Raw genomic sequence first — 7082 nt, 5'->3', positions numbered from 1 at the left:
TCGTCCCCGCCCGCGCGGGGATCTTCCTACCAGCCGGACCGTCGGCGGGGCCTCGCGTGTGTCGTCCCCGCCCGCGCGGGGATCTTCCTACCAGCCGGACCGTCGGCGGGGCCTCGCGTGTGTCGTCCCCGCCCGCGCAGGGATCTTCCCTGGTCGCGTAACGCGGGCCGGGCCCGTAACTAGTCGTCCCCGCCCGCGCGGGGATCTTCCCTGGCTTGGTCCCTGACGTGGTGCGCGAGGCGCGTCGTCCCCGCCCGCGCGGGGATCTTCCGCGGCGGCGTGTCGTCTGGCAGACGATAACCGCGTCGTCCCCGCCCGCGCGGGGATCTTCCCTACTGGCGGGTTCCGCTGTGGCTGGACTGGACGTCGTCCCCGCCCGCGCGGGGATCTTCCTCCGGAGGAGCCATCCCAGGCCAGTTCCAACGCGTCGTCCCCGCCCGCGCGGGGATCTTCCCCTTCGGTCTTGCCTGGCAGCTTGGCGACGCTGGTCGTCCCCGCCCGCGCGGGGATCTTCCCGACCCTGACGTGCCGCCGGATGACCACTGGGTGTCGTCCCCGCCCGCGCGGGGATCTTCCTGTCCGCGACGATGGCGCCCGCCGTGCCTCCCAGTCGTCCCCGCCCGCGGGGATCTTCCATGGTCGTACCAGTCTCCGCCACGATAGGTCACGTCGTCCCCGCCCGCGCGGGGATCTTCCCCCGCCCTCGGATGGGTCGGCTCCATCCCGTACGTCGTCCCCGCCCGCGCGGGGATCTTCCGCCGCGTCGTCTCCCGCTCGTACCAGCCAGGGCGTCGTCCCCGCCCGTGCGGGGATCTTCCCCGCCGGTCGGGGTGTGCTGGAGCTTGGTCGTCGTCCCCGCCCGCGCGGGGATCTTCCCGGCACCCGGGCCGTTTCCATCGGCACGGCGGTGTCGCCCCCGCCCGCGCGGGGATCTTCCCGACGCCGAGGGGGTTCGGAGATGCGCGCCATCGTCGTCCCCGCCCGCGCGGGGATCTTCCGTCCCGCATGGACCAACTCGGCTCAGGTGTAGTGTCGTCCCCGCCCGCGCGGGGATCTTCCCGGCGGCGACACCGGCAACCTCGCCACCAACGGGTCGTCCCCGCCCGCGCGGGGATCTTCCCTCGATGGGCGTGATGAACACGCTGTGCGTGTAGTCGTCCCCGCCCGCGCGGGGATCTTCCCTTCGGTCTGCTTATCGAGGCGCTGGCGCCTGGGTCGTCCCCGCCCGCGCGGGGATCTTCCCTCGGGGTTATCGATCTGCTGGTAGACCAAGTCGTCGTCCCCGCCCGCGCGGGGATCTTCCGTCCTACGAGCTGCGCAAGCTGCTGCTCGCGGGGTCGTCCCCGCCCGCGCGGGGATCTTCCCCAGTCGTGCGGGTTGTTGGGCCCGTCCTGCACGTCGTCCCCGCCCGCGCGGGGATCTTCCCGCGACGGTCTGCGCGTCGCCGGGTGCGACGTAGTCGTCCCCGCCCGCGCGGGGATCTTCCGCGCCTCGGTGTCTCGTTCAGCGAGATGCGCTGGTCGTCCCCGCCCGCGCGGGGATCTTCCCAGCGGTTCGGGCTCGGTAACTCCGGGATCAAGTCGTCCCCGCCCGCGCGGGGATCTTCCCTGGTACGACCGGATGGCCTGGGCGAAGACGGTGTCGTCCCCGCCCGCGCGGGGATCTTCCACGCGCCATGCTCCCGGCGCGCCTGCCGGGCGGGGCGACGCTGTCCCTTGTCGCTGTCACATTTGCTGTCAGCGGTTTGAGCTTCTACCAGGGGTCAAGATCGTCGGCGTCGCGGGAGCTGGTGGCGGTCGGCCGGGGCCGGCGGGTGTTTCTCGTGAGGGTGTGGTGGAGGTGGGCGAGGTCGGGGTCGGTGTCTGCGTCGGGGTCGTCGGCTTGTTCGGCGCGGAGGTAGGCGCGGTAGTCGGCGGTGACGGCGGTGGGGTCGCCGGCGGCGTGGTGGGCGCGGAGGCGTAGGGCGAACAGTCCGGGGTGGGCGGGCTGGATCGCCAGGCCGCGGGTGGTCGCGGCGAGCACGGCTTGGTGGTCGCCGTTGTCGAGGTGGAGCTCGGAGAGGAGGAGGGCGGCGCGGATGGCGGTGGTGGTCAGCTCGGAGCCGAACTCGGCGTCCACCCAGGGGTAGAGGGCGGGGGTTCCGGCGAGCAGGTCGAGGGCGTCGGTGAGGACGGGGATCACGGCGTTGGGGTGGGCGCGGTGGGTTTGGGCGTAGTGGAGGCGGTGGGTGAGCAGGTCGAGGTCGGTGACGACGGCGGGGTGTAGGCGTAGGACGGTCTGGCCGGAGGGGATCCAGGCGCGGTCGGGGTCGCCGGTGAGGTGGATGAGGACGCGGCGGGCGAGGCCGAGCTGGTTGTTGACGGAGCGGGGGAGGGGGCGCCGTTGCTGCCAGAGGGCGGTTTCGAGGTTGGTGCGGGTGCGGTCGCGGTGGGTGGCGAGCCAGGCGAGGACTTCGAGGGTGCGTTCGCGGGCGAGTTCTCCGGTGGGGTGTTCGCCGGCGCGGTTGGTGGCGTTGGGCGGTCCGTAGAGGTGGATCATGACTTGCCAGTCGGGTTCGGCGTAAGGCGGTGGGCTGACCTGGGTTTGGCCGTTGGACGATTCCGCGGTCAGCCCGTTGCTGGCGGGTGTGCCGGGCGTCGGTGCCAGGGCGGTGGCGCCCTCATCGGCGGAGGTCTGTGGAGGCTGGCCGCTGGTGGGGCCGGTGGGTGCTGTCCCGTTCGCGGCCGGCGGTGGGTCGACGGTCGAGGTTGCGGTGCTCGGCGGTCTGTCGTCGGTGTCGGCGGTGGAGGCCGCTGGCGGTGGGGCTGGGACGGGTGGCTGGGCTACGTCGGCGAGTAGGGCGCAGACGGCGTCGAGTTCGGCGGCGGCCAGGGTCGGTGGGGTGAGGGTGAGGCCGAGCGGATCGAGCCGCCAACGTGATAGGGCCGCCCCGGCGCCGTTCGCGGCCTGGGCCGGCCGGTCGCCTGCCCTGTCCCCGTCGACGTCGTGCTCGTGGTCGACGTCGTGGTGTTCGTCGTTGTCGGGGTCGTCGCCCGCGGAGGGCGACTGATCGGTGGAGGTGGGGTCGAGCAGGGTGAGGCGCCAGGTGGAGGTGTGGCCGGGGGCGGAGGGTTGGACGAGGGCGAGGCCGGTGCTTCCGGGGCCCGCGAGGGCGGCGAGGTCTGTAAGCAGGTCGTGGTCGAGGTCGTCGGTGGGTTCGGTGGCGACGAGGACGACGGTGGGTTCCCAGTTCTCGAGGGGGATGACGGCGCGGGCGGCGAACGTGGTGGTGGCGCTGGTGACGGTGGTGAGGTCGTTGCGCAGGTGGGTGATCTCGCTGGTGGTGGCGGCCCGTAGGTCGGCGAGAGACGTGGCGGGGTGGACGCGGTCCTCGCTGGCGAGGCCGGCGGGGTCGAGTCCCAGGGTGCGGATGGTGGGGGTGGCGGCGAGAGGGCTGAGCGTGAGGGTGGTGAGCAGGGCGCGGGTGAGGCCGGTGAGGGCGTCGGGGCTGTGGCCGGCGGGGTCGAGGGTCAGCGTGCCGAGGGCTTCGAGGTCGGCGTGGACTGCGGCGCCATCAGGCTGGGTGCCGAGCCCGACGAGCGCGGGGCAGGGCGGTGGGTTGCCGGCGTCGACGGGCGGGAGGGTGGCGCCTGGGGGCAGGGTCCAGACCTGGCCGTGCGCGTCGGCTTCCCAGGGCGCCGGCGGGGTGGGCAGTGGGTCGCGCAGGAACACGTCGAGGGTGCCGTCGGGGAGGGTGAGCATCACCTGGGGCACGGGGCCGGCGGTGTCCGTGTCGGTGTGCAGGGTGGCGAGGGCGCGTAGGGCGTGGTCGAGCCGGCTGGTCGGGTCGCTGGTGGCGGTGGCGAGCAGGGCGGTGTGGAGCGCGGCGGTGTCCGGGTCGGGCCGTGGTGGGGCGGTGTCGATGGTGGTCTGCCGGTCGCGGTGGCGGCGCCGTTGGGTGACGGCGCCGAGGATGGCGGCGGCGAGCAGTCCGCTTGTGCCGATCCCGGCGACGAGGCGCCAGGGGTCGAGGCCGCTGTGTTCGCCGTGCCCGACCGCTGGATCGTGGGTAGGCGCGGGGGTCGGGGCCGTCGGGTTGCTGGAGGCGAGCGGCGTCGGTGCGCTCGAGAGCGGGCCGGCCAGTCCGGGTGTGGGAGTGGTGCTCCGCGTCGGGTTGGAAGCCGGATCGGTGCTCGGTGTGGCGGGTGCCGTGGGGCTGGGGGCGTCGGTGCGCGTCGGCGGCTGGTTGGTTGGGCCGGCGGCCGGCGAAGCGGGGACCGCGGGCGCCGGGCTGCCAGGTGGTGGGACGTCGGCTGGGGCGGGGGTTGGCTGGTCCTGAGGCGCTGGCGGGGCGGGCTGGTCGCTGGTGAGGGTGGGCAGGGCGAGGACCATGCCAGGGTTGATCACATCCGGGTCGGTGAGACGGCGGCCGGCGGGGTCGGTGGCGTCGCGGTTGGTGGTGAAGACGGTGTCGACGAGGCGAGGGAGCTGGGGGTCGGTGGCGTCGGGGTAGGCGGTGTCGGTGATGGCCCAGAGGGTGTCGCCGACCTGGACGGTGTAGCTGGGCGCTGTCGGGACGAGCTCCGCGGAGGTGACCAGAGCTGGGCTGTCGGAGTCGACGGGTGTGGTGGGGGGTGGGGCGGAGGTCGGGTTGGTGTGGTCGGGGGTGAGGGTGGGCAGCCAGCCGGCCGGGGTCGCTGGGGCGGTGGCTGCTGGGGGTTGGTTCGTCGCGGGGATGGCGGTGGCCGTGGTGGTGGCGAGGGCGGGGCGGGCGGACAGCAGGGTGAACGCGACGCCGGCGGTGGCGACCCAGCGGGCCGTGCCTCGGCGGACCGCATGGGGCGCCGGCGCGCCGCGCTGACGACCGCTCGGCACCCGGCCTGGCAGGGCGGTGGGCTGCCCGGCGACGCCGAGAGCTTCCGGCATGCGCGGTCGCGGGGACGTGCGCTTCCTGGAAGCGGGCCCAGGGCGATGTGCGCGTCCAGCGGAGCGGGTCGGCGGGACCCGCGCGCCCACAGGGGTGGGCGGGTGGCTGGGCGCGGTGGCGGTGGTGGACGGCGCGGTGCGGGCGGGCCACGTCGCGGCTCGGCGGCGGTCTCGGTGTCGGCGGGCGCGCTGATGAGCGGCGGTGGCCTGGGTGACGACTTCCCAGGCGATGCAGAGGGTGAGCCAGGCCCATAGCAGCCAGGCGGTGGCCGCCAGTGTGTTGGGCGCGACGTCGGGGTGGAGGTAGCCGGCCTGGAGCAGGTCCCACCAGCGGCCTGGCTGCCAGGTGGTCGGCAGCGGGTTGGCCCGCCACGCCCACAGCAGCAGCGGCACTCCGCCGAGGAAGCCGACGAGGCTGGCCAGCGCGAGCAGGCTGCGCACGATGTCGCCCGGTCTGGGCCGGCCGGCGGGGCGGCGAGGTGGCGGGGCGGTTCGGGTGGAGGTGGCCCGACGGGGCATGGGCTGACTCCCTAAGGATGGGTCAGGGGCCGGTGATGGCGATGGCGGTGCGGATCTGGGTGACGGTGGCGTGGTCGAGGCCGAGGACGTCGAGGAGCTGGTAGTCGACGCGCGTGGTGACGGTGACGGTGACGGCCAGGCCGTCGACGGTGAGCGCGGTCAGGGTCGCCTCGGGGTGGCGGGCGAGATAGGTGTCCACATACGCGGCGGCCCGCGCCGGATCGAGGACGGGGATGCCGGCGCGCAGGCTGGTCTCGTCGAGGGCCTGGGCGCCGGCCCGGGCCGCGGCGGCGGCGAGGTCCGAGGCGTGGCCGGCGGCATCCAGGGCACGGCCAGCGTCGAAAATCAGCGCGGCGAGCAGCAGGGCACTGGCGAACAGGATGGTCATCGTCAGGCTGACCGTCCCCGCATCCCGGCGCCGGGCCGCCGGATACGGGGGGACCGTGCCCGTGGCGTCGGCCGGGTCTTGCCCTGTGGCGGCCGGCGTCGGGGGAGTGCTCATGGGGCGACGGGGAGGGTGAGGCCACCCCGGTAGCGGTCGAGAACGGCGTCACCGGTCGCGCGCAGTTCACGGGTCAGGCCGAGGCCGGGGATCGGGCGGGTCCGGCAGCTGACGGTGACGGTGACCAGGCCGAGGTCGCCGGGTGTGGGGCCGGTGGCGGTGAGGCCGGTGTGGATGACGACGTCGGTGCAGGTGCCGGTGGCGAGGTTCGCGCGGGCGGTGGCGTCCGCGATCGCGCTGGCCTGCTCAGGCGTGGTCGCGAGGGAGGCGGCGCGGGCGGCTTCGCGGGCGGCGCGGGCGACGTCGGTGCGCGCGCCGACGCTGGTGGCGGCGACGGCGAGGACGAGCAGTCCGAGGATCAGGATCGGCCAGGCGAGTGCCAGCTCGACCGAGAACGAGCCACGGTCGCCGCCGCCGGCGGCGCCACGTCGTCGCCCGGCGGCCGGTCGGCGGTAGCCGCGGGTCGTAGCCGCCGTCATGGAAGCTGGGCCTGGGTCTGGGGGAGGAAGCGGGTAGCGGGGCCGGTAGCGGTGCGGGTGACGGCGCCGCCGAGCAGGGCGTGGACGGTGACGCGCACGGTGACCGTGCCGGTGGTGGTGTCGCGGTCGATGTGGACGTCGACGTCGGTGACGGCGCGGCTGGAGTGGGCGAGCGCGGTGGCGACCTGGGTGGCGGCGGGGTCGGTGCCGTCGAGGGACTGTGCGGTTTCGAGGGCGCGCCCAGCGGCGGTGGCGGCGGCCTGGGTGGCGAGCCAGCGCATCCCGAACACCAGGACCAGCGTGAACAGGGCGAGTACCGCGCTCATGACCAGGGCCAGTTCCACCGGGCTGGCGCCCCGGTCCCGGCGCGGGTCGCGGTCTGGTCGCCAGCGGTGGTGGATGTTCATTGGCAAGTGGTGGGGTCGGTGTTGGTGCAGATGTTGTTCGCGGTGTCGACGGCCTTCTGCCGGATGATGTAGATGACGGCGGCGGCGATGAGGACGAGGCCGACGGTGATGACCGCTGTGGCCAGCGCGTCGCCCCGGTCGCGGCGCGCCGCGCGGGCCCGGGCGTCGACGGTGGCGATCCGGTCGGCGAGCCGCCCGGGGAGGGCGGTGAGCCAGAGTGTGGTGAGGGTGAGGTGCACGCCGAGGCGGCGCATGGCGGTCACGCTCCTT

5 protein-coding genes and 2 CRISPR repeat arrays are annotated in these 7082 nt (G+C 74.6%); all 5 genes read right to left on the bottom strand.

Annotated elements, in window-relative coordinates; translation table 11 throughout:
- Positions 1 to 60: 60 nt before the first annotated feature.
- Positions 61 to 576: direct repeats of the CRISPR family, unit length 28 nt; unit sequence GTCGTCCCCGCCCGCGCGGGGATCTTCC.
- 91 nt (positions 577 to 667) lie between these two features.
- A CRISPR array of direct repeats spans positions 668 to 1668; the repeat unit is 28 nt; unit sequence GTCGTCCCCGCCCGCGCGGGGATCTTCC.
- Positions 1669 to 1752: 84 nt separating this feature from the next.
- Genes I6A81_RS44960 through I6A81_RS18930 form a run of 5 tightly spaced genes read right to left on the bottom strand, consistent with a single transcriptional unit; the run spans position 1753 to position 7066 of the window.
- Positions 1753 to 5424 (bottom strand): hypothetical protein, encoded by a 3672-nt coding sequence (locus tag I6A81_RS44960; protein WP_202999911.1) that lies wholly within the window; start codon positions 5422 to 5424, stop codon positions 1753 to 1755.
- A gap of 22 nt (positions 5425 to 5446) precedes the next feature.
- Complete coding sequence (locus I6A81_RS18945; RefSeq protein ID WP_238428259.1) at positions 5447 to 5926, bottom strand: hypothetical protein; 480 nt, start codon at positions 5924 to 5926, stop codon at positions 5447 to 5449.
- Positions 5923 to 6405, bottom strand: coding sequence for a TadE/TadG family type IV pilus assembly protein (locus tag I6A81_RS18940; protein ID WP_202999913.1), 483 nt, complete (start codon positions 6403 to 6405; stop codon positions 5923 to 5925). The genes I6A81_RS18945 and I6A81_RS18940 overlap by 4 nt, the downstream gene beginning before the upstream one ends.
- Entirely contained in the window at positions 6402 to 6812 is a 411-nt protein-coding gene (locus I6A81_RS18935) for a hypothetical protein (RefSeq protein ID WP_202999915.1), read from the bottom strand. The genes I6A81_RS18940 and I6A81_RS18935 overlap by 4 nt, the downstream gene beginning before the upstream one ends.
- On the bottom strand, positions 6809 to 7066 hold the full coding sequence (locus I6A81_RS18930) for a hypothetical protein (RefSeq protein ID WP_238428264.1): 258 nt from the start codon (positions 7064 to 7066) through the stop codon (positions 6809 to 6811). Before I6A81_RS18930 ends, I6A81_RS18935 begins: the two co-directional genes overlap by 4 nt.
- Between the last annotated feature and the right edge of the window lie 16 nt (positions 7067 to 7082).

The organism is Frankia nepalensis, assembly GCF_016786325.1.
Taxonomy (GTDB): Bacteria; Actinomycetota; Actinomycetes; order Frankiales; family Frankiaceae; genus Pseudofrankia; species Pseudofrankia nepalensis.
The sequence above is the reverse complement of the archived record's forward strand: the minus strand, read 5'-3'. Positions and strand labels throughout refer to the sequence as shown.